Origin of the sequence: Pantoea nemavictus, from assembly GCF_037479095.1 — a bacterium.
Lineage (GTDB): Bacteria > Pseudomonadota > Gammaproteobacteria > Enterobacterales > Enterobacteriaceae > Pantoea > Pantoea nemavictus.
Genome location: NZ_JBBGZW010000001.1, coordinates 2,658,912 through 2,676,683 on the forward strand (window position 1 = coordinate 2,658,912; position 17,772 = coordinate 2,676,683).

Consider the following 17,772-nt stretch of genomic DNA (forward strand, 5'->3'; position numbering starts at 1 on the left):
TTTAAACCGGCGAAGACGCCGGTAAAAGTATTTGTCGCTTAAGAGTGTGCTTCCTGAGCTTCTGTGATAATGGCGTAGAGCTCTTCGTCGCTTTGTGCCGCGCGTAAACGACGGCAGACGGTTTTATCCGCCAGACGCTTGGCGACAAGCGAAAGCGTATGCAAGTGGGTTTTGCACTGGTCCGCAGGCACCAGCAGAGCAAACAGGAGATCAACCGGCTGGTTATCAACCGCATCAAAAGCGATAGGCTGATCAAGGCTGATAAATACGCCTACAGCGCGTAACGTGTCCTCCTCCAGCTTGCCGTGTGGAATGGCGATGCCGTTGCCAATGCCGGTACTGCCCATACGTTCGCGGGTGAGGATTGCTTCGAAAAGCGTCTGGTGCGGCAGATTGAGCTGCTTCGCTGCCAGCTCGCTGATAATTTCCAGCGCGCGTTTTTTACTCTGGCAGTGTACGCCGCTACGGGTACAGTCCAGGGAAAGGACCGAGCTCAATTCCAGTGTTAGATCGTTGTTCATCATCGTTTCACTTGCGAGTTCACATAGCCGCGAGGAGCAGACAATGGGTTTCATTGCCCTACGCCCGTTGGCGCTTGCGCAGATGACAAAACGGGGCGGTTAAATCCGCCCCATCCTGGCTCTAAGTGCCGAATCAGTCAGCACTCTGCAAGCGTGAAGGTTAGTGTTTTTTCAGTTTGTCTTTGTGTTTGGTCAGCTGACGGGAGAGCTTATCGATTAACCCGTCGATGGCCGCGTACATGTCTTCCGCTTCCGATGTGGCGTGCAGCTCCCCGCCGTTGACGTGCAGTGTTGCATCCGCAATCTGCGTTACCTTCTCTACTTTTAGAACAATATAAACCTGATTGATACGATCAAAATAGTGTTCCAGTTTGGCAAATTTGCTATTTACAAATTCACGCAGAGGTTCGGTAATTTCAACATTATGTCCGGTAAGGTTTAGCTGCATAGGTCTTCCTTCTTCGTTCGGTCAAACCAATTGCTTACGCTGGTTTGATGGCGGTATAGATAAAGACTCGCGATATTTAGCAACCGTACGTCGCGCTACCATGATGCCCTGATCGGATAACATGGAGGTCAGTTTGCTGTCGCTCAAGGGTTTTGCGGGATTTTCCGCAGAGATCAATTTTTTTACCAGTGCACGAATCGCCGTGGAAGAGGCTTCGCCGCCGCCTTCGGTGTTGACGTGACTGGAGAAAAAATACTTCAATTCAAAGATGCCACGCGGGCTGTGTAAATACTTCTGCGTGGTGACGCGGGAAATGGTGGATTCATGCATATCAACGGCCTGAGCGATATCCGCCAGTACCATCGGACGCATGTGCTCCTCACCTTGCTCAAAAAACGCCTGCTGCTGTTCAACGATACAGCGTGTCACCTTCAGCAGCGTGTCGTTGCGGCTCTCCAGGCTCTTAATCAGCCACTTGGCTTCCTGTAAGTTGCTGCGAATAAACTGATTGTCACTGTCATTACGTCCGGCACCGCCCATCGCAGCGTATTGCTGATTGATCTTCAGGCGCGGCATGCTGTCGGAGTTGAGTTCAACCGTCCAGCGTTTGCTGACTTTGCGCACCAGCACATCGGGAATCACATATTCCGGCTCGCTGGTATTGATCGACTGGCCTGGACGCGGATCGAGCGACTGAATCAGCAGCATCGCGTCCTTTAGCACCTCTTCCTTTAGACGCGTGACGCGCATCAGGCTGCGGAAGTCGTGATTAGCCAGTAAATCGAGATGTTCGCTAACAATCAAACGAGCTTCTGTCAGCATGGGTGTTGCGGCGGAATATTGCGATAGCTGAACTAACAGGCAATCACGTAAATCGCGCGCACCTACGCCCACCGGATCGAAACGTTGTACGCGTTTCAGCACGGCTTCGACTTCTTCCAGCGTCAGCTCTTCATCGCCAATACTGTCATAAATGTCTTGTAAGCTGACGGTGAGATAGCCGGTGTCGTCAATGGCATCGACAATGGAGGTGGCAATGGCGCGATCGGTATCGGTGAAAGGCGTCAACTCAACCTGCCACATAAGGTAATCCTGCAGCGATTGAGTCGTTTCACCCTGATAGACCGGCAGTTCGTCGTCCTGATAATCGGTACCTGTGCCGGAAGGGGTGCCAGCGGTATAAATTTCATCCCAGGTCGCGTCGAGCGGCAGCTCCTCGGGCATATCCTTCTGTTCAAGTGCTTCGCGCGTGTCTAACGAATCGCTTTCCTGATCCTGAAATTCGCGTGCGTCGACTTCTTCATGCAGATCGGTTTGTTCAAGCAGCGGATTGCTTTCCAGCGCCAGTTGGAGTTCTTGCTGGAGTTCAAGCGTAGAGAGTTGCAGCAAGCGAATTGCTTGCTGCAACTGTGGTGTCATCGCCAGCTGTTGGCTGAGCCTGAGTTGCAAACCTTGCTTCATAATTCGGTTAGAATTTCCTAAGCAAACGTAGGGTGTTACAACACCTTATCAGAGTCTGAACTCTTCGCCCAAATAAACACGCTTAACCTGCTCATCTACAAGAATTTCATCAGGCGTGCCATGGGCAATCAAATGTCCCTGGCTGACGATATAAGCGCGTTCACAGACTGCGAGGGTTTCACGCACATTGTGGTCGGTAATCAACACGCCAAGGCCACTGTCGCGTAAATGCTCAATGATTTTTTTGATGTCGATAACCGAAATGGGGTCAACGCCAGCAAATGGTTCATCCAGTAGAATAAATTTCGGATTCGCTGCCAGTGCACGAGCAATTTCCACACGACGACGCTCACCGCCTGACAGCGCCTGGCCCATGCTGTCGCGCAAATGTGCAATATGAAACTCTTCCATTAGCTCGTTGGCACGATCCTGGCGCTGCTCTTCCGTTAAGTCATCACGAATTTGCAGTACAGCCATCAGGTTGTCGTACACGCTCAGGCGGCGGAAAATCGAGGCTTCCTGTGGCAGATAGCCGATGCCGCGACGTGCGCGTGCGTGCAGCGGCAGAATGCTGATATCTTCATCATCAATCACGATACGCCCCGCATCGCGCGGCACAATACCTACTACCATGTAAAACGTGGTGGTTTTACCCGCACCGTTGGGGCCCAGCAGGCCGACAATCTCACCGGATTTTACCTGCAGGCTAACATCTTCCACCACGCGGCGGCCTTTGTAGGCTTTCGCCAGGTTCTCAGCGATTAGTGTGGCCATAGCAATCAGTTACTCTTTTTAGGGCTCGCGGAGGAACCGTTTTTATCCTGCAGCTGCGACGGTACCAGAACGGTGGTCACGCGCTTGCTCTCACCCTGGCTGAAAGCCTGCATCTTCTGCTCTTTCACCAGGTATGTGATGCGGTCGCCTTTAATATTGCTATCCTGCTGCTGAATAAAGGCATTTCCCGTCAGCTCAACGAAATCGTTCGCCAACTCATAGTGCAGCTTACTGGCATGGCCTTGCACCGGCTTACCGTTATCCTGCATTTGATAGAAGGTGGCTGGATTACCGTAGGCATCAACGATAGTTTTCTTACTGTCGCCACCAGGACGTGTTACCACCACTTTATCGGCGGTAATCTTGATTGAACCCTGGGTCACAATCACGTTGCCGGTAAAGGTCGCGACGTTGCCTTGTAGGTCCAGCGCCTGATTGACCGAGTCAATATTAACGGGCTTGTCTGAGTCGCCAGTTAACGCCAGCGCGGGCAAACTGGTTGCCAGCAGGGTACTCACCAGCAATAACTTAAGGCTGTTTTTGTTCATTTTGAATTTCATAGGAAGTTTTGACCTTTTCAAGCAGCTCAGCATGTTTCGTCCGTAAATTGCCGCGCATTTTCATGCCAGTGGAATTAAAACTGCGGCCAAAAAGGGTGACTTGATCGTCAGACGTCACGTCCTGGGTGACCAAATTTACCTGAGCATTATCGGTAAGGATGCGCTCAAGCTGTGAATCCTGAGTCAACGTATTGACGACAACGTTGCCATACAGATAAAGCATACGATCTTTAGTCAGCTTTGCCTTATCGGCACGCACCGACCACGTCGGCACTTTATTTTCGTCATACGTGGTCATCACCGGATGATCAAACCAACTTACCTCATCGGCTGAAAAGTAGGTCACTTTATCCGAGACAAGCTTATAGCCCAGCGCACCCGTAGGGTTATACACCACCGTATTGGATTTCTCGCTGGTGTAAGTTGGCTCTTGATCGTTGGTCGCCACCGGCGTTTTGTCGTCATCCTGGTTGGTGAGATTCCAGCCGATCAGCACCAAGGCGATCAAGGCTAAAATCAGCGTCATCCAACGCCTGCTCTTACTCATATTGATTGCCCTTTGGCATCCTCAAATTTGTTCTGCGCGATCAAAATCAGATCGCACAACTCACGTACTGCACCGCGTCCGCCGGCAATGCGGGTAACATAATGCGCGCGCGGCAGTAAAACCGGGTGAGCATCGGCAACGGCAACACTTAACCCCGCCTGCGCCATTACCGGCCAGTCGATCAGGTCATCGCCAATGTACGCCACCTGCTCGGCCGTTAGTGACAGTTTATCCAGGAGTTCACGCCAGGCCAAAAGCTTATCTGATTGTCCCTGGTAAAGATGCGTAATGCCGAGCGTCTTGCAGCGATCTTCCAGCAGTTTTGCTTTGCGGCCGGTAATAATAGCCACTTCAACGCCGGAGGTCAGCAGGCAACGCACGCCATAACCATCGCGCACGTTAAACGCTTTCAGCTCTTCACCGCTGTTACCCATATAAATCACACCATCGGACATGACGCCATCGACATCACAAATCAGCAGGCGAATCTGCGCGGCACGCGCCATCACCTCTGCGCTCACCGGACCGTAGCAGGTCTCAACCATCGCCGTTTCAGCACTCATTATCTCTTCCTGTTCAGACCACGCCAGCGCGCAGCATGTCATGCATATGTACCACACCGAGCAGGCGATCGTCATCGGCCACCAGCAGGGCGGTGATGTTTTTGTTTTGCATCAGATTAAGGGCGTCGACCGCCAGCATATTAGGGCGTACGCGAATGCCGCCGCTGGTCATGACATCCTTAATGCTGGCCGTCTGGAAATTGATGCCCATATCGAACACGCGACGTAAGTCACCATCGGTAAAAATGCCTTCGATTTTCATCAGGTCATCAACAATTACCGTCAGGCCGAGATTCTTACGCGTAATTTCCAGCAGGGCATCGCGCATGGACGCATCCCGGCTCACGTGCGGGATCTCATCGCCGCTGTGCATAATATCGCTGACGTGCAGCAGCAATTTGCGGCCCAGCGCACCGCCAGGATGCGAGAGCGCAAAGTCTTCCTGGGTAAAGCCGCGTGCTTCCAGCAGCGCCACGGCCAGCGCATCGCCCATCACCAGCGTTGCCGTAGTGCTGGTGGTCGGCGCCAGGCCAAGTGGACAAGCTTCCTGCGGTACTTTTACGCACAGATGCACATCTGCAGCGCGGCCCATTGCGCTATCCGGGCGGCCGGTGACGCAAATAAGTTGCACCTTCTGGCGCTTTAATACCGGTATCAGCGCCAGAATTTCACCGGATTCACCGCTGTTGGAAATCGCAATGACCACATCGTTAGTGCTCACCATGCCGAGATCGCCATGGCTGGCTTCACCGGGATGAACAAAAAATGAAGGCGTACCGGTACTGGCAAAGGTCGCGGCCATTTTTTTACCGATATGCCCGGATTTACCCATGCCCATCACCACCACTTTGCCGCGGCAGGCAAAGATCATCGCGCAGGCGCGATCGAAATCATCATTGATATATTGATCAAGCTGCTCCAGCCCTTCGCGTTCGATGCGCAGCACCGCTTTTCCCGCTCGCTGAAAATCGAAATCCGGTTGCTGATATGACATGCCAGTCCGTCCTTAATAGCTTGTGATAAGCATGGGGCTGAACCACAACCACAGCACCCACGCGACAAATCCACCTAATAATAGCGTGCCTGCGATACGACCAATGCGGCGCTTGCGCAGCAGACAGAGCAGGGCGAACAGCACGCTAACTGCCAGCATCACCCAGTAATCACGCGCAAAGGCATGCGCATCAATGCTGCCGGGATGAATCAGTGCCGGCAGACCGAGCACAATCGCCAGATTGAAGATATTGGCGCCGATCAGGTTGCCGATGGCGATATCGTCTTCACCTTTCAGCGCGCCTGCCACGACGGTCGCCAATTCAGGCAAGCTGGTGCCAACGGCAATCAACGTCAGGCCCATTACCAGTTCGCTCACACCGAAGTAGTCGGCAAAGACGGTGGCGTTGTCGATTACCATGCGTGTCGACATCGGCAGAATAATCAGCGCGACCGCCAGCCAAAGAAAAGCCACGGTATTGCCAGCTTCATCGCGCGGCAGTTCGGCCAGCTGTTCGCGGGTGAGAGTGTCGTTATTATCACGTTCAGCACGGCGGGCGATGCGGATCACCACCAAAAGATAACCCAGCGCAATCAGCAGCAGCGCGACGCCGTCGAGACGACTGAGATGATTATCAAACAGCATGATGCCGCTGAGCAGCGAGACGAGCAGCATTAATGGCAGTTCGCGCCGAATCAGATTGGAGTGTACTGTCAATGGGTGCAGCAGCGCCGCGCCACCCAGAATTAAAAGTATATTTGTGATGTTGGAACCCAGCGCGGTGCCAACCGCTAAATCCATTTGTCCGTGCTGTGCGGCCGAAAACGAAATAATCAATTCCGGTAATGATGTGCCAATGCTCACCACCGTCATGCCAATAATCAGCGGTGGGATGCCAAAGGATCGACAAAGGATCGCGGCACTGAATACCAGACGGTCAGCACCGTAAACCAGTAAAATCAATCCGATAAACAGCAAGGCAGAGGCTACGAACATTAAAAATCCTTGATGGATGGAGGTGTCGGCGAACCTTGTCCGACAGGTAAATAGATGCTGCGTGCGGTAATAGGCGCTGATTTTGACTGTCTGAGAGGCAAAAGTAAATTTTAAGGCCGTTTTCGCCACACCAAGTGGGTAAGTTTCTGTAAAACTATCGTGCATTCGAGGTTAACAGGCTAACATCCACAGCTTTGATAACGCCCGATCCGCATAAAAGAGGTAAAGATGATCCAGCAGCAAACGAATCTGGTTGAGGTTCGTGGCGTCAGTTTCACGCGCGGAGATCGTACCATCTTCGACGACATCTCTTTAACCGTACCCGCCGGTAAAGTTACGGCAATTATGGGTCCGTCAGGTATTGGTAAAACCACGCTGTTGCGTCTGATTGGTGGACAATTGCAGCCTGATAAAGGTGAGATTTGGTTCCGCGATCAGAACATCCCGACGCTCTCACGCACCAAATTGTATGAAGCACGCAAAAAAATGAGCATGCTTTTTCAGTCAGGTGCACTTTTTACCGATCTCAACGTGTATGAAAACGTGGCCTGGCCTTTGCGTGAACATACGCGGTTACCGCCGGAATTATTGCATAGCACCGTGCTAATGAAGCTGGAAGCGGTGGGTTTGCGTGGGGCAGCTAAACTGATGCCAGCAGAACTTTCTGGCGGCATGGCGCGCCGTGCCGCACTGGCGCGCGCAATTGCGCTGGAGCCGGAACTGATTATGTTCGATGAACCCTTTGTGGGGCAGGATCCGATCACCATGGGCGTGCTAGTTAAGTTAATTGATGAGCTTAATCATGCATTAGGTTTGACATGCATTGTGGTTTCACACGATGTGCCTGAGGTCTTGAGCATTGCCGATCATGCCTATATTGTTGCCGGACAAAAAATCATTGCCCAGGGCAGTGCGCCGGAACTGCGGGAAAATCCTGATCCGCGCGTGCGCCAGTTTATTGAGGGTCATGCGGATGGTCCGGTGCCGTTCCGCTTTGCCGCTGGCGATTATCTCAGCGACTTGACCCGCTCAGGGAGAACGTAGACTGATGTTGTTACAGGCGCTAGCGTCATTTGGACGTCAGGGGATTAATACCTGTGCCGCTTTTGGCCGCGCAGGCCTCATGCTATTTCATGCGCTGGTGGGTAAGCCGGCGTTTCGTCGACATGCGCCGCTGCTGGTAAAACAGCTATATAGCGTGGGCGTGTTATCGTTGCTGATCATCGTGGTATCCGGGCTATTTATTGGCATGGTGCTGGGCCTACAGGGCTATCTGGTGCTCACCACCTACAATGCGGAAACCAGCCTTGGCATGTTAGTGGCGCTTTCGCTGCTGCGTGAACTGGGGCCCGTGGTGACGGCGTTGCTGTTCGCGGGTCGTGCGGGTTCCGCATTGACGGCGGAAATTGGGTTAATGAAAGCGACTGAGCAGCTCTCCAGTATGGAGATGATGGCGGTGGATCCGCTGCGTCGCGTTGTCTCTCCACGTTTCTGGGCTGGCTTCATCAGCATGCCGTTGCTGGCGCTGATTTTTACCGCGGTGGGTATTGCGGGTGGTGCGCTGGTTGGGGTGAGCTGGAAAGGTATCGATCCCGGCTTCTTCTGGTCGGCGATGCAAAACGCAGTGGATTTCCGCACGGATGTCGTTAACTGCATGATCAAAAGCGCGGTCTTTGCCGTCACGGTAACCTGGATTGCGCTGTTTAATGGCTATGATGCCATCCCGACCTCGGAAGGGATTAGTCGGGCGACGACGCGTACTGTAGTGCATGCTTCACTGGCGGTACTCGGTTTGGATTTTGTGCTGACAGCACTGATGTTTGGGAATTGATGCAATGCAAAGCAAGAAAAGCGAAATCTGGGTAGGCGTCTTCATGCTGGCTGCGCTGTTAGCGCTGTTATTCCTCGGTCTGCGCGTTGCCGACCTCAAAACCATCGGCACCGAGCCGACGTGGAAGATGTATGCCACCTTCGATAATATCGGCGGATTAAAAGTTAGCTCGCCGGTAAAAATTGGCGGTGTGCTCATTGGTCGGGTAGCGGATATTTCATTGGATGAGAAGACGCTTTCGCCGCGTGTGACCATGGATATCAGCGATAAATATGCCAATAAAATTCCGGACACCAGCTCATTAGCGATTCGTACTCAAGGTCTGCTCGGCGAGCAGTTCCTGGCGCTTAATTTAGGTTTTGACGATCCCGAACTAGGTTCGGCCATGTTGAAAGATGGCGGTACTCTGCGCGATACCAAGTCGGCATTAGTACTGGAAGATCTAATTGGTCAATTCCTTTATAAGAGCGGTGACAACAAGCCCGACGATAAATCCCAGGGTGCGGAGAGCGCACCAGCAACACCTGCAACAACGGAATAACCTACGAGGTAAAACATGATGTTTAAACGTTTCCTGATGATTGCCATGTTGGCAATTGTACCGCTGGCTGCGACGGCTGCGGACCAGAGCAATCCTTATAAGTTGATGAATGAAGCGGCGGACAAAACCTTCACGCGCCTGAAGAATGAACAGCCGAAGATTAAGCAGGATCCCAACTATTTGCGTGAAGTAGTGCGCCAGGAATTGATGCCATACGTGCAGGTGAAGTATGCCGGTGCGCTAGTCCTCGGCCGCTATTATCGTGATGCGACGCCCGCTCAGCGCGATGCCTACTTCGCTGCGTTCGGCGATTATCTGGCGCAGGCCTATGGCCAGGCGCTGGCGCTGTATAACGGCCAAACTTACCAGATTCAGCCGGAGCAGCCGATTGGTGATGCTAAGATCGTGGCGATTCGCGTTACGATTATTGATCCAAATGGCCGCCCACCGGTGCGCCTTGATTTCCAGTGGCGTAAGAACAGCCAAACGGGCAACTGGCAGGCTTATGACATGGTCGCCGAGGGCATCAGCATGATTACCACCAAACAAAATGAGTGGGGCGATCTGCTGCGTACCAAAGGTATTGATGGCCTGACGGCTCAGCTGAAAACCTATGCAGCACAGCCGATCACCCTGGATAAAAAGCAATAATGAGTGAACCGTTACGCTGGCAGCGCACTGCCAGCACGCTGGCCCTAAGCGGCAAATTAGATCGTGATACATTGCTGACGTTATGGCAGGAACGTGACACCGCGGTAGCAGATATCGCTACTATTGATGTCTCGGGGCTGGAAAGAGTGGATTCAGCTGGTCTGGCGCTGCTGGTGCATTTGCGTGAAATCGCGCGGGCACAAGGCAGCGCACCGCTTTTCAGCGGGATCTCCGATAAACTCCAGTCATTAATTACGCTGTATAACCTGCAGCAGATTATTGTTTCTGCAGAAAAAATCGCCTGATTTCCGCACATCCATGCTAAGCCCCTGATTTATTCAGGGGCTTTTGCGTATTTAAGAGTCAGGCGCTTTCCTCTAAGATGTCTCCCTTATTATTATTAAGTGAAGTAACGAGCGATGGAAAATAGTGAAGTTCAGGCCGTGCTGATGCAGGCGCTACCATTAGAAGAAGTACACGTACTCAGCAACGATGGCAGTCATTTTCAGGTCATCGCGGTGGGCGAAATGTTCGGTGAACTGAGTCGCGTGAAGAAGCAGCAGGCTGTGTACGCGCCGCTGATGGAATACATTGCGGATAACCGTATTCATGCGGTTTCCATCAAAACTTATACCCCAGCCGAGTGGGCGCGCGACCGTAAACTCAACGGTTTCTAAGCGTCCTGTCGGTTGTTTTGTTGATAGATAATTGAGAGCCGTGTTAATGGACAAATTTCGTGTGCAAGGCCCCACCCGTTTAAGTGGTGAAGTGACCATTTCCGGGGCGAAGAATGCTGCGTTGCCGATTCTGTTTGCTGCGCTGCTGGCTGAAGAGCCGGTAGAGATTCAGAACGTGCCGAAGCTGCGTGATATCGATACCACCATGAAGCTGTTGAATTTGCTGGGTGCTCGCGTTGAGCGCAATGGTTCGGTCCACGTTGATGCTCGCGAAGTTAATGTCTTCAGTGCGCCCTATGATTTGGTAAAAACCATGCGCGCATCAATCTGGGCGCTAGGTCCATTAGTGGCGCGTTTTGGTCAGGGACAGGTTTCTCTGCCAGGCGGCTGTGCCATTGGTGCACGTCCGGTTGACCTGCACATTACTGGCCTTGAACAGCTGGGTGCGGAAATTAAGCTGGAAGAAGGCTACGTTAAAGCTTCGGTAAATGGCCGCCTGAGAGGCGCGCACATCGTAATGGATAAAGTGTCTGTCGGCGCTACCGTTACCATCATGAGCGCTGCGACGCTGGCAACCGGCATCACCATCATTGAAAACGCCGCGCGTGAGCCGGAGATTGTCGATACGGCAAACTTCCTCAACACGCTGGGTGCGAAAATTAGCGGTGCGGGCACAGACAAAATCACCATTGAAGGCGTTGAGCGTCTGGGCGGCGGCGTTTATCGCGTGCTGCCAGACCGCATCGAAACCGGGACTTTCCTGGTCGCGGCTGCGATTTCACGCGGTAAAGTGCTGTGCCGTAATACCCAGCCGGATACGCTGGATGCGGTGTTGGCGAAACTGCGTGATGCAGGCGCCGACATTGAAGTTGGCGCAGATTGGATTAGCCTTGATATGCACGGTAAGCGTCCAAAAGCGGTTAACATCCGCACGGCGCCGCATCCGGGCTTCCCAACTGACATGCAGGCGCAGTTTACGCTGTTAAACCTGGTGGCCGAAGGAACCGGTGTGATCACCGAAACCATCTTCGAAAACCGCTTTATGCATATCCCTGAGCTGATTCGTATGGGTGCGCATGCGGAAATCGAAAGCAACACGGCGATTTGTCACGGTGTTGAAACGCTGTCGGGTGCGCAGGTCATGGCAACCGATCTACGTGCATCTGCGAGTCTGGTATTGGCGGGTTGTATTGCTGAAGGCACCACCATTGTGGATCGTATTTATCACATTGACCGTGGCTATGAGCATATCGAAGACAAATTGAAAGCGATGGGTGCAAATATCGAGCGCGTTAGCGGCGAATAATTGTTTCCAGCGTGGATTAAAAAAACCAGTCACGATAACGCGGCTGGTTTTTTTTCGGCTGTATGAATGTCAGACTTTTTTACGATCCTTAGGCGATCGTATGCGTTGCTTACGATCCAGCAGCATGCCACTGGCAGGATCAAAGTAACGACTTGGCCAGATCTCTGCAGGATGAACCTTGATCGCATTGGCAATCAGCCACTCACCTTTTGGCCAGGGGCGCGACAGCGCATTGGCAAGCGTTGAAGAGCTCAGCCCTGATTGCCGTGATAATGCCGCCAGTGATGTGCCTTTCTTGCGTAGTGCAGCAATGATATCTGCCGGGTGCCAATCCTCTTTCCTTGTGTACATAACTTTCTTCTCCGTGTCCGTGTTGTTGCTTCATCTCTGCTGCAAAATATCTCTCCTATCGCAGAGCTATTTGGAAAAATATCCGGAATTTTATAGCAAATGTTTCCCATAAATTTCCAGTAATTGTTTGACCAGCACGCGAAACTGCGTCGCTTTTCGCAAAAGCAATGCAAGGGATGTAAGTTAAAGAGGAGAAGGGGAGGAGAGGAAACGGGGCCAATGCTGGCCCCATTGAAATCAGAAGTCGCGCTGTACTGACATGTGCGCCAGCGCTTCCAGTGCGCTACGCCACGGGCTTTCGGGTAATACCTGCAGCGCCGAGATGGCTTTATCAGCCTCTTCCTCAGCGCGTTTGCGGGTCCATTCCAGCGATCCCGTTTGTTGCATCGCCGCCAGTACCGGTTCCAGCAGATGGCGACCGTTGCCTTCTTCAATGGCTTTACGAATCATCTGCGTCTGTTCTGGCGTTCCATTGTGCATTGCATGCAGCAACGGCAGCGTCGGCTTACCTTCGCTCAGGTCATCACCGGTATTTTTACCCAGCGTTTCACCATCCGCGCTGTAATCCAGCAAATCATCGATAAGCTGGAAAGCCGTGCCAAGGTAGCGACCATAATCCTGCAACGCCTTTTCCTGCGCTGGCGTCGCATCGGCTAAAATCGCAGAAGCCTGTGAAGCCGCTTCAAAAAGGCGCGCGGTTTTGCTGTAGATCACCCGCATGTAGCTCTCTTCGGTGATATCCGGATCGTTGCAGTTCATTAACTGCAGCACTTCCCCTTCCGCGATCACGTTGACCGCTTCAGACATCAGCGCAAGGATCTTTAAGGATCCCATACTGGTCATCATCTGGAATGAGCGGGTATAAATAAAATCCCCTACCAGCACGCTAGCCGCATTACCAAATGCCGCGTTGGCCGTTGCTTTGCCACGGCGCATATCGGATTCATCCACGACATCATCGTGCAGCAGCGTGGCCGTATGGATAAATTCAATCAGCGCCGCATTGGTGATATGCAACGATCCCTGATAATTCAGCGCGCGTGCAGACAGCACAGCGATCATCGGACGGATGCGTTTTCCCCCGCCGCTGATGATGTAATAGCCCAACTGGTTAATCAGTGAGACTTCTGAATTCAGCTGCTCGAGGATGGTCTGGTTGACGGCCGCCATATCCTGCGCGGTTAATTCATTAATCTGTTCTAAGTTCATTCGTCTTTTCAGCTTTACTCGTTTTTTGCATGGTAAGCGCTTTACACAGCGTGAGTTCAGGTAATCTGTTACTGATTGTACTTGAAAAATCGGGTTGCGAAACGTTTGCATTCGCCTTGCGCTTTTTTTCTGCAAGAGAGTGCAAAGTGCTCTTGTCTTCTGCTGGAGTATTGCGTAGAATTCGCGCCCTATTGTGAATATTTATCGCGCCGCCTGATGAACAGAAAGGCACGCGCAGAAGCGGAGTTTTATATGTACGCGGTTTTCCAAAGTGGTGGTAAACAACACCGAGTAAGCGAAGGTCAGACCGTTCGCCTGGAAAAGCTGGACATCGCAACCGGTGAAACCATTGAGTTTGACCAGGTTCTGATGATCGCAAATGGCGAAGACGTGAAAATCGGCGCGCCACTGGTTTCAGGCGGTGTGATCAAGGCAGAAGTTGTTGCTCACGGTCGTGGCGAGAAAATTAAAATCGTTAAGTTTCGTCGTCGTAAACACTACCGTAAGCAAGCTGGTCACCGTCAGTGGTTCACAGATGTGAAAATCACTGTGATCGGCGCGTAAGAGGAGATCTGACAAATGGCACATAAGAAGGCTGGTGGCTCGACCCGTAACGGTCGCGACTCCAATGCAAAACGTCTGGGTGTAAAACGTTTCGGTGGTGAATCTGTTTTGGCAGGTAGCATCATCGTTCGTCAGCGTGGCACCAAATTCCACGCAGGTAGCAACGTAGGTTGTGGTCGTGACCACACCCTGTTTGCCACCGCAGACGGCAAAGTTAAATTCGAGATTAAAGGCCCGAACAACCGTAAATATATCAGCATCGTTGCTGAGTAAGGTTGTCGTGCTGCAGACGTTTACCGTCTGAATACACGAATGAAAGGCCCCGCAGCTTTGCGGGGCTTTTTACATTCTGCTGAAGCTTGCTGGATAACAGCGACGTTGCAGCACAGTTCTTGTACAATTTATGTACTCCTGGCTTTGCCAGTTTTGTATTATCCGCCGTCGGTCAGCGCAGAAGACCCTGGCGGACCCGTTTGCGGCCTGCAAGCTGCCGTGAACGACAGCGTGACGGAGAAATAAAATGAAGTTTGTAGATGAAGCGACGATCCTTGCGGTCGCGGGTGATGGCGGCAACGGTTGCGTAAGCTTCCGCCGTGAAAAATATATTCCAAGAGGCGGCCCGGATGGCGGCGACGGCGGCGACGGCGGCGACGTATATCTGTTGGCGGATGAAAACCTCAACACCCTGATCGATTATCGCTTTGAAAAGTCTTTCCGTGCCGAACGTGGCCAGAATGGCCAGAGCCGTGATTGCACCGGTAAACGTGGTAAAGACATTATTGTTAAAGTGCCAGTCGGTACCCGCGTAATTGACCAGGGTACGGGCGAAACGCTGGGCGACATGACGCGCCATGAGCAGAAGCTGATGGTGGCGAAGGGCGGCTGGCATGGACTGGGTAACACCCGCTTTAAATCATCCGTTAACCGTTCACCGCGTCAGAAAACCATGGGCACACCGGGCGAAAAGCGTGATTTGCAGCTGGAACTGATGTTGCTGGCTGACGTCGGTATGCTGGGTCTGCCGAATGCCGGTAAATCGACCTTTATTCGTTCGGTTTCTGCAGCCAAACCCAAAGTGGCGGATTATCCGTTTACCACTCTGGTACCAAGCCTTGGCGTAGTCCGCATGGATAGCGAAAAGAGCTTTGTTGTGGCCGATATTCCTGGCCTGATTGAAGGTGCAGCGGATGGCGCGGGTCTGGGTATTCGCTTCCTGAAACACCTTGAGCGTTGTCGTGTTCTGTTACACCTCATCGACATTGCACCAATCGACGAATCTGATCCGGTTGAAAATGCCCGCATCATTCTTGGCGAACTGGAAAAATACAGCGATAAGCTGTTCCAGAAACCACGCTGGTTAGTCTTCAACAAGACTGACCTGCTGAGCCGTGAAGAAGCGGAAAGCCGTGCTAAGGCGATTGCAGAAGCGTTGGGTTGGGAAGATAAATACTACCTGATCTCTGCCGCAAGCCGCGATGGCGTGACTGACCTGTGCTGGGATGTGATGAGCTTTATCATCGAGAATCCTAAAGAAGCCGAGCTGGAAGAGAAACAGCCGGAGAAAGTGGCCTTCATGTGGGATGACTATCACCGTGAAGCCATGGAAACTGCGCAGGAAGTTGAAGAAGACGACGATTGGGATGATGACTGGGACGAAGAAGACGACGAAGGTGTCGAAATCATTTACCAGCGTTAATCGCAGCAGAGAAAGCGGCCAGATGGCCGCTTTTTTTATGTCCTAACCCAGCACCGCCACCGTCAAACGCGACGTACAGCACAGCTGATCGCGGGCGTTGCGGATCTCAATCTGCCAGCTCTGATTGCGCGCACCAAGGTGCAGCGGACGGCAAATCCCGCGCACTTCACCGCTGCTCACCGCGCGGTGGTGGCTAGCGCTGACTTCAATCCCCACCACACTTTTGCCTTCCTCAATACTGAGGTAACCGGCGATAGATCCCATCGACTCCGCCAGCACCACCGAGGCGCCGCCGTGCAATAGGCCAAACGGCTGCTGCGTCCGGACATCCACCGGCATGGTGGCCTCAAGGTAATCTTCACCGATGGCGGTGAACACAATGCCCACGTGTGCCACCAGCGAGTTTTCACCCAGCTTATTTAGCGTCTCAAGATCGACTGATCGTTTCCAAATTGCCATCTGTTAGGATCCCAGCGTTGCGCCACCGTCGACCACAATATCCTGCAGTACCACGTGGCTGGCAAGATCCGAAGCGAGGAACATCACGTTAGCCACGATCTCCTGCGGCTTAGCGATCTTACGCAACGGAATCCCCAGTTTGTACTGATCCGGGAAGCCATTGATCATCTCCTGTTCCGCTTCAGGCGTATGCCACAGGCTGCGCTGCATATCGGTATCGGTCGAACCCGGTGACACGATATTGCAGCGCACGCCGAAAGGTGCCATCTCCAGCCCAACGGTCAGACACAAGCTGCGCAGCGCCGCCTTGGATGCGCCATAGGCGGACATGCCGATGCGTGGTGCGTGCGCGGCGTTCGAGGCGATAGTGACAATCGCGCCCGCGCGCTGCTGGCGAAACACCGGCAAGGTTTGCTGAAACATATTGAACGCGCCACCGGCATTTACCGCCAAACAGGCTTGCCAGTCCTCGAACGTCAGCTCATCAGTGCTGCCAATGCGCAGGATGCCGGCACCGTTTACCAGCACATCCAGACGGGGCTGATCCGCCAGCAAACGCTGGCAAACCGCTTTGACTTCAAGCGCATTCGCCACATTCAGCACCTGGGTAGTAAACGGATAGTCAGCCTGATCGAAACGCAGATCGAAGCCGATCACCTGTGCACCCGCCTGATGAAAGCTCAACGCCGTGTGATAACCAATGCCTTTGCCCGCGCCGGTGACCCAGACAATTTTTCCACTGAAATCAAAGGTATTCATTTGGCTGGCACCCGTGACAGCAGCGCCCACCAGCCATCAATGGTTGGATTTTTAGCCAGGCTGACGAAATCGATATCGCTGTGCACCTGGCGCCAGCGCGCCGCCAGCGCCATGACGCGTACTGAATCCAGACCGTAATCGATCAGGTTCTCGTCATCCTCAGGCACATCGTCATCTTCCAACAGCGGTAAAATCAGCGCGCGCAGATCGTCTTTGCTCAGCGGCAGCGGCATCAGATCGGCGGTCATTACCACTTTCCCACTGCGGCCAGCGGTGTAAGTCAGCGCCATCATGTGCTCTTCACGCGTAAAGTCGGCCAGCGCATCGGCCACCATAAACGGCTGAATGTTACGCATAAAGGCGTCTGTCGCGGTGGTCAGGCAGCCAATGTGCGCGTAAACGCCGGTGATGATCAGCTGGTCGCGCCCCATTTCTTGCAGGATCGACTCAAGCGGCGAGCGCACAAATGCGCTGTAGCGCCATTTGGTCAGCACCTGGTCGTCCTGATCCGGTGCCAGCGCATCAACGATCTTCTGCTGATCCGGATGCTTGTTCAGGCCCGGTCCCCACATGTCGTTAAGCAGCGCGCGATCGGCATCGCTCTGCTCATTTGGCTGTGCGGTATAAAACACCGGAATGCCCTGCGCCTTGCAGTAGGCGCGCAGGCGCGCGATATTTTCGACTACCTGATCCACCAGCGGGCTGTTTTCTCCCCAGAAATTGAGGAAGTACGCCTGCATATCGTGAATCAACAGCGCGGCACGCTGCGGTTCCAGTGCCCACTTCACTTTGTTGGTTGGCAGTTCTGTCGCTGCAGGCAGCGCATAGGAATTGAGTTTTGGAATAGCCATTACATTCTCCGGA

24 protein-coding genes are annotated in these 17,772 nt (G+C 53.0%); 10 read left to right on the forward strand and 14 right to left on the reverse strand.

Annotated elements, in window-relative coordinates:
- Positions 1-38 precede the first annotated feature (38 nt).
- From ptsN to WH298_RS12140, 9 genes are all read right to left on the reverse strand, one after another.
- Entirely contained in the window at positions 39-521 is a 483-nt protein-coding gene (gene ptsN / locus WH298_RS12100) for a PTS IIA-like nitrogen regulatory protein PtsN (protein ID WP_175501705.1), read from the reverse strand.
- A gap of 160 nt (positions 522-681) precedes the next feature.
- A complete protein-coding gene (gene hpf / locus WH298_RS12105; protein WP_007886619.1) occupies positions 682-969 on the reverse strand; it encodes a ribosome hibernation promoting factor in 288 nt (95 codons plus the stop codon).
- A 21-nt stretch (positions 970-990) separates the two neighbouring features.
- On the reverse strand, positions 991-2,430 hold the full coding sequence (rpoN, locus tag WH298_RS12110; protein ID WP_007886620.1) for an RNA polymerase factor sigma-54: 1,440 nt from the start codon (positions 2,428-2,430) through the stop codon (positions 991-993).
- A 48-nt stretch (positions 2,431-2,478) separates the two neighbouring features.
- Positions 2,479-3,204, reverse strand: coding sequence for an LPS export ABC transporter ATP-binding protein (lptB, locus tag WH298_RS12115; protein ID WP_007886624.1), 726 nt, complete (start codon positions 3,202-3,204; stop codon positions 2,479-2,481).
- 5 nt (positions 3,205-3,209) lie between these two features.
- Positions 3,210-3,764 carry a lipopolysaccharide ABC transporter substrate-binding protein LptA gene (gene lptA, locus WH298_RS12120; RefSeq protein WP_007886625.1) on the reverse strand — a complete coding sequence of 185 codons (555 nt, stop codon included), beginning with the start codon at positions 3,762-3,764 and terminating at the stop codon, positions 3,210-3,212.
- Positions 3,733-4,311 carry an LPS export ABC transporter periplasmic protein LptC gene (lptC, locus tag WH298_RS12125; protein WP_049851351.1) on the reverse strand — a complete coding sequence of 193 codons (579 nt, stop codon included), beginning with the start codon at positions 4,309-4,311 and terminating at the stop codon, positions 3,733-3,735. The genes lptA and lptC overlap by 32 nt, the downstream gene beginning before the upstream one ends.
- The gene (gene kdsC / locus WH298_RS12130; protein WP_007886627.1) at positions 4,308-4,874 is read right to left on the reverse strand and encodes a 3-deoxy-manno-octulosonate-8-phosphatase KdsC; all 567 of its coding nucleotides are present in this window, start codon (positions 4,872-4,874) and stop codon (positions 4,308-4,310) included. The genes lptC and kdsC overlap by 4 nt, the downstream gene beginning before the upstream one ends.
- Positions 4,875-4,887: 13 nt before the next feature.
- Positions 4,888-5,868, reverse strand: a complete 981-nt coding sequence (gene kdsD / locus WH298_RS12135) for an arabinose-5-phosphate isomerase KdsD (protein ID WP_007886630.1) — start codon at positions 5,866-5,868, stop codon at positions 4,888-4,890.
- A 12-nt stretch (positions 5,869-5,880) separates the two neighbouring features.
- The gene (locus tag WH298_RS12140; protein ID WP_007886631.1) at positions 5,881-6,864 is read right to left on the reverse strand and encodes a calcium/sodium antiporter; all 984 of its coding nucleotides are present in this window, start codon (positions 6,862-6,864) and stop codon (positions 5,881-5,883) included.
- 228 nt (positions 6,865-7,092) lie between these two features.
- Between WH298_RS12140 and mlaF the strand changes: the two genes are divergently transcribed.
- The 7 genes from mlaF (at position 7,093) to murA (ending at position 11,870) form a co-directional block, all read left to right on the forward strand.
- The gene (gene mlaF / locus WH298_RS12145) at positions 7,093-7,908 is read left to right on the forward strand and encodes a phospholipid ABC transporter ATP-binding protein MlaF (protein WP_007886632.1); all 816 of its coding nucleotides are present in this window, start codon (positions 7,093-7,095) and stop codon (positions 7,906-7,908) included.
- Between the two features lie 4 nt (positions 7,909-7,912).
- On the forward strand, positions 7,913-8,695 hold the full coding sequence (gene mlaE / locus WH298_RS12150) for a lipid asymmetry maintenance ABC transporter permease subunit MlaE (protein WP_007886633.1): 783 nt from the start codon (positions 7,913-7,915) through the stop codon (positions 8,693-8,695).
- A 4-nt stretch (positions 8,696-8,699) separates the two neighbouring features.
- The gene (gene mlaD, locus WH298_RS12155; protein ID WP_007886634.1) at positions 8,700-9,236 is read left to right on the forward strand and encodes an outer membrane lipid asymmetry maintenance protein MlaD; all 537 of its coding nucleotides are present in this window, start codon (positions 8,700-8,702) and stop codon (positions 9,234-9,236) included.
- A gap of 18 nt (positions 9,237-9,254) precedes the next feature.
- On the forward strand, positions 9,255-9,887 hold the full coding sequence (gene mlaC, locus WH298_RS12160; RefSeq protein WP_036620259.1) for a phospholipid-binding protein MlaC: 633 nt from the start codon (positions 9,255-9,257) through the stop codon (positions 9,885-9,887).
- Entirely contained in the window at positions 9,887-10,192 is a 306-nt protein-coding gene (gene mlaB / locus WH298_RS12165) for a lipid asymmetry maintenance protein MlaB (protein ID WP_007886636.1), read from the forward strand. Before mlaC ends, mlaB begins: the two co-directional genes overlap by 1 nt.
- Positions 10,193-10,306: 114 nt before the next feature.
- On the forward strand, positions 10,307-10,564 hold the full coding sequence (ibaG, locus tag WH298_RS12170) for a BolA family iron metabolism protein IbaG (protein ID WP_007886637.1): 258 nt from the start codon (positions 10,307-10,309) through the stop codon (positions 10,562-10,564).
- Positions 10,565-10,610: 46 nt separating this feature from the next.
- Positions 10,611-11,870 (forward strand): UDP-N-acetylglucosamine 1-carboxyvinyltransferase, encoded by a 1,260-nt coding sequence (murA, locus tag WH298_RS12175; RefSeq protein ID WP_180822955.1) that lies wholly within the window; start codon positions 10,611-10,613, stop codon positions 11,868-11,870.
- A gap of 69 nt (positions 11,871-11,939) precedes the next feature.
- Here murA and WH298_RS12180 read toward each other — a convergent pair whose 3' ends face one another.
- Together WH298_RS12180 and ispB are read right to left on the reverse strand one after the other, a co-directional pair.
- Complete coding sequence (locus WH298_RS12180) at positions 11,940-12,221, reverse strand: helix-turn-helix domain-containing protein (RefSeq protein WP_180822956.1); 282 nt, start codon at positions 12,219-12,221, stop codon at positions 11,940-11,942.
- A gap of 237 nt (positions 12,222-12,458) precedes the next feature.
- Positions 12,459-13,430, reverse strand: a complete 972-nt coding sequence (gene ispB / locus WH298_RS12185) for an octaprenyl diphosphate synthase (protein WP_007886642.1) — start codon at positions 13,428-13,430, stop codon at positions 12,459-12,461.
- A gap of 252 nt (positions 13,431-13,682) precedes the next feature.
- Here ispB and rplU point away from each other — a divergent pair, with 252 nt between their 5' ends.
- The 3 genes from rplU (at position 13,683) to cgtA (ending at position 15,690) form a co-directional block, all read left to right on the forward strand.
- Entirely contained in the window at positions 13,683-13,994 is a 312-nt protein-coding gene (gene rplU, locus WH298_RS12190; RefSeq protein ID WP_007886644.1) for a 50S ribosomal protein L21, read from the forward strand.
- A 15-nt stretch (positions 13,995-14,009) separates the two neighbouring features.
- Positions 14,010-14,267, forward strand: coding sequence for a 50S ribosomal protein L27 (gene rpmA, locus WH298_RS12195; RefSeq protein ID WP_007886647.1), 258 nt, complete (start codon positions 14,010-14,012; stop codon positions 14,265-14,267).
- Positions 14,268-14,514: 247 nt separating this feature from the next.
- Entirely contained in the window at positions 14,515-15,690 is a 1,176-nt protein-coding gene (cgtA, locus tag WH298_RS12200; RefSeq protein WP_180822957.1) for an Obg family GTPase CgtA, read from the forward strand.
- Between the two features lie 42 nt (positions 15,691-15,732).
- Here the strand turns inward: cgtA and WH298_RS12205 are convergent, their stop codons facing one another.
- Genes WH298_RS12205 through WH298_RS12215 form a run of 3 tightly spaced genes read right to left on the reverse strand, consistent with a single transcriptional unit; the run spans position 15,733 to position 17,759 of the window.
- Positions 15,733-16,149, reverse strand: coding sequence for a hotdog fold thioesterase (locus WH298_RS12205; protein WP_049851354.1), 417 nt, complete (start codon positions 16,147-16,149; stop codon positions 15,733-15,735).
- Positions 16,150-16,152: 3 nt separating this feature from the next.
- Positions 16,153-16,908, reverse strand: a complete 756-nt coding sequence (gene dhbA / locus WH298_RS12210) for a 2,3-dihydro-2,3-dihydroxybenzoate dehydrogenase (RefSeq protein WP_180822958.1) — start codon at positions 16,906-16,908, stop codon at positions 16,153-16,155.
- Positions 16,905-17,759, reverse strand: a complete 855-nt coding sequence (locus tag WH298_RS12215) for an isochorismatase family protein (protein ID WP_049851356.1) — start codon at positions 17,757-17,759, stop codon at positions 16,905-16,907. The genes dhbA and WH298_RS12215 overlap by 4 nt, the downstream gene beginning before the upstream one ends.
- Positions 17,760-17,772 lie beyond the last annotated feature (13 nt).

Excerpts from the sequence above, each read along its gene's own strand:
- lptB (WP_007886624.1), bottom strand. The coding sequence starts at position 3,204 with ATGGCCACACTAATCGCTGAGAACCTGGCGAAAGCCTACAAAGGCCGC.
- ibaG (WP_007886637.1), top strand. The coding sequence starts at position 10,307 with ATGGAAAATAGTGAAGTTCAGGCCGTGCTGATGCAGGCGCTACCATTA.
- ptsN (WP_175501705.1), bottom strand. The coding sequence starts at position 521 with ATGAACAACGATCTAACACTGGAATTGAGCTCGGTCCTTTCCCTGGAC.
- murA (WP_180822955.1), top strand. The coding sequence starts at position 10,611 with ATGGACAAATTTCGTGTGCAAGGCCCCACCCGTTTAAGTGGTGAAGTG.
- WH298_RS12140 (WP_007886631.1), bottom strand. The coding sequence starts at position 6,864 with ATGTTCGTAGCCTCTGCCTTGCTGTTTATCGGATTGATTTTACTGGTT.
- WH298_RS12180 (WP_180822956.1), bottom strand. The coding sequence starts at position 12,221 with ATGTACACAAGGAAAGAGGATTGGCACCCGGCAGATATCATTGCTGCA.
- WH298_RS12205 (WP_049851354.1), bottom strand. The coding sequence starts at position 16,149 with ATGGCAATTTGGAAACGATCAGTCGATCTTGAGACGCTAAATAAGCTG.
- rpmA (WP_007886647.1), top strand. The coding sequence starts at position 14,010 with ATGGCACATAAGAAGGCTGGTGGCTCGACCCGTAACGGTCGCGACTCC.
- rplU (WP_007886644.1), top strand. The coding sequence starts at position 13,683 with ATGTACGCGGTTTTCCAAAGTGGTGGTAAACAACACCGAGTAAGCGAA.
- mlaD (WP_007886634.1), top strand. The coding sequence starts at position 8,700 with ATGCAAAGCAAGAAAAGCGAAATCTGGGTAGGCGTCTTCATGCTGGCT.
- lptA (WP_007886625.1), bottom strand. The coding sequence starts at position 3,764 with ATGAAATTCAAAATGAACAAAAACAGCCTTAAGTTATTGCTGGTGAGT.
- kdsC (WP_007886627.1), bottom strand. The coding sequence starts at position 4,874 with ATGAGTGCTGAAACGGCGATGGTTGAGACCTGCTACGGTCCGGTGAGC.
- ispB (WP_007886642.1), bottom strand. The coding sequence starts at position 13,430 with ATGAACTTAGAACAGATTAATGAATTAACCGCGCAGGATATGGCGGCC.
- mlaE (WP_007886633.1), top strand. The coding sequence starts at position 7,913 with ATGTTGTTACAGGCGCTAGCGTCATTTGGACGTCAGGGGATTAATACC.
- dhbA (WP_180822958.1), bottom strand. The coding sequence starts at position 16,908 with ATGAATACCTTTGATTTCAGTGGAAAAATTGTCTGGGTCACCGGCGCG.
- kdsD (WP_007886630.1), bottom strand. The coding sequence starts at position 5,868 with ATGTCATATCAGCAACCGGATTTCGATTTTCAGCGAGCGGGAAAAGCG.
- cgtA (WP_180822957.1), top strand. The coding sequence starts at position 14,515 with ATGAAGTTTGTAGATGAAGCGACGATCCTTGCGGTCGCGGGTGATGGC.
- hpf (WP_007886619.1), bottom strand. The coding sequence starts at position 969 with ATGCAGCTAAACCTTACCGGACATAATGTTGAAATTACCGAACCTCTG.
- lptC (WP_049851351.1), bottom strand. The coding sequence starts at position 4,311 with ATGAGTAAGAGCAGGCGTTGGATGACGCTGATTTTAGCCTTGATCGCC.
- mlaB (WP_007886636.1), top strand. The coding sequence starts at position 9,887 with ATGAGTGAACCGTTACGCTGGCAGCGCACTGCCAGCACGCTGGCCCTA.
- mlaC (WP_036620259.1), top strand. The coding sequence starts at position 9,255 with ATGTTTAAACGTTTCCTGATGATTGCCATGTTGGCAATTGTACCGCTG.
- rpoN (WP_007886620.1), bottom strand. The coding sequence starts at position 2,430 with ATGAAGCAAGGTTTGCAACTCAGGCTCAGCCAACAGCTGGCGATGACA.
- WH298_RS12215 (WP_049851356.1), bottom strand. The coding sequence starts at position 17,759 with ATGGCTATTCCAAAACTCAATTCCTATGCGCTGCCTGCAGCGACAGAA.
- mlaF (WP_007886632.1), top strand. The coding sequence starts at position 7,093 with ATGATCCAGCAGCAAACGAATCTGGTTGAGGTTCGTGGCGTCAGTTTC.